Annotated in this window: 1 protein-coding gene; it reads right to left on the reverse strand. The window is 38.0% G+C overall.

Features of this window, described 5'->3' with window-relative positions:
- Positions 1-271: solute carrier family 23 protein (locus SB775_RS29660; protein WP_410864817.1), on the reverse strand; the 271-nt coding region annotated here is incomplete at both ends.

The raw sequence follows: 271 nt of genomic DNA on the forward strand, positions 1-271 counted from the left end.
CTGCTGAGCCGATGAATAAGTATACACTGTATGCTCTCGTAATTGCTAACACACCGATGTTTTCACCATACGTTGTATTCGGTGGTCCACCTATTAGTGATGCAATCAATGTTGCTATTCCATCACCGAAGATTGAGCGATGTAAACCTGGTTTTTCAATTAAATCTCTTTTAATAACATTTCCTAATACAATTTGATGTCCGATATGTTCTGAAATTGTTACTAATGCTACTGGTACCATCAAGAGTACAATCTTCCACGAAAACTCCGG

This window comes from Peribacillus sp. SIMBA_075, assembly GCF_046534585.1.